The organism is Mycobacterium sp. E2462, assembly GCF_001672685.1.
Classification (GTDB): domain Bacteria; phylum Actinomycetota; class Actinomycetes; order Mycobacteriales; family Mycobacteriaceae; genus Mycobacterium.
On the sequence record NZ_LZKC01000116.1, the window covers coordinates 1 to 1,318 of the forward strand.

The following is a 1,318-nucleotide window of genomic DNA, read 5'->3' on the forward strand; positions in this document are numbered from 1 at the left end:
ACCCGCGTGTACACCACCACCCCGAAGAAGCCGAACTCGGCGCTTCGCAAGGTCGCGCGCGTGAAGCTGACCAGCCAGGTCGAGGTCACCGCGTACATCCCGGGTGAGGGCCACAACCTGCAGGAGCACTCGATGGTGCTGGTGCGTGGTGGCCGGGTGAAGGACCTGCCTGGTGTGCGCTACAAGATCATCCGCGGTTCGCTCGACACCCAGGGCGTGAAGAACCGCAAGCAGGCTCGCAGCCGTTACGGCGCCAAGAAGGAGAAGAGCTGATGCCGCGCAAGGGCCCCGCGCCGAAGCGTCCGCTGGTCAACGACCCCGTCTACGGATCGCAGCTGGTCACCCAGCTGGTCAACAAAGTTCTGCTGGACGGGAAGAAATCGCTGGCTGAGCGCATTGTTTATGGTGCGCTCGAACAAGCTCGGGACAAGACCGGCACGGATCCGGTGATCACCCTCAAGCGCGCCATGGACAACGTTAAGCCCTCCCTCGAGGTGCGGAGCCGCCGCGTGGGCGGTGCGACGTACCAGGTTCCGGTCGAGGTGCGTCCGGACCGCTCGGTGACGCTGGCCCTGCGTTGGCTGGTCAGCTTCACGCGCGCGACCTTGCGAAGCGCCGAGTTCGGCTTCTTCGGGGTGGTGGTGTACACGCGGGTGCACACGCCACGACGCTGCGGGCTGCCCTTGAGGGCCGCGGTCTTGACCTTCGCGACCTTGTCGCGGCGACCCTTGCGGACCAGCTGCTGAATGGTTGGCATCTACCGGCTTTCTTCCTCTATGTGCAAAGTCTTCTGGTCTTGCTGGCGTTATTCACGTCTCGGTACTGCGGTTTTGTCCGGCCGCGCTACCCCGCGTCCGGGTGTGTCGCACGCGCCGGGCACCGGACGAAAGTCCGAAGCATCGTGGACATGCGAATTCGCCCGGCATTCACTTCCTTACGGTTAGGCGCCGTAAGCCGCCAGGCACGAGCCCCCACAATACCCGCCGCCGGTCACGCAGGTCAAAGCGGCGTCGACGCCGGACCCGGCCCGGGCGGGGTCAGCCCGCGGCGCCGTTGTGCGCGGTGCGCCGTTCCACCCCGGCCGCCAACCGCAGCACCATGTCGGAGAACAACGCGTCGGTGTCGATGTCGTCCATGACGCCGGTCATCTCGAGCAGCACGAACCCGTGCAGGGCCGACCAGAACTCCAGGGCCGCGTAGAACGCCGCGTCGCCGTCGAGGCCGTAGGAGGACAGCACCGCGATGACCGGCGCGGCGGCGCCGCGGGTCGCCGCGGTGTATTCGGGGTCGTCGCCGCCCAGCGGCATCCGGGTGAAGG

Annotated in this window: 2 protein-coding genes and 2 pseudogenes; 2 read left to right on the forward strand and 2 right to left on the reverse strand. The window is 67.1% G+C overall.

Features of this window, described 5'->3' with window-relative positions; all coding sequences use genetic code 11:
* Both rpsL and rpsG read left to right on the forward strand, forming a co-directional pair.
* The coding region (gene rpsL, locus A5714_RS05575; RefSeq protein ID WP_068283559.1) for a 30S ribosomal protein S12 at positions 1 to 273 on the forward strand (273 nt) is incomplete at its 5' end.
* Positions 273 to 599 (forward strand): annotated as a pseudogene (gene rpsG, locus A5714_RS05580) (30S ribosomal protein S7); the annotation flags it as partial. The gene rpsL and the pseudogene rpsG, both read left to right, overlap by 1 nt.
* Here rpsG and A5714_RS05585 read toward each other — a convergent pair.
* Together A5714_RS05585 and A5714_RS05590 are read right to left on the reverse strand one after the other, a co-directional pair.
* Positions 581 to 757, reverse strand: a pseudogene (locus A5714_RS05585) (30S ribosomal protein S12); the annotation flags it as partial. The pseudogenes rpsG and A5714_RS05585 overlap by 19 nt on opposite strands.
* 280 nt (positions 758 to 1,037) lie before the next feature.
* A partial coding sequence (locus tag A5714_RS05590; protein WP_197513560.1) for a TetR-like C-terminal domain-containing protein occupies positions 1,038 to 1,318 on the reverse strand: 281 nt, incomplete at its 5' end.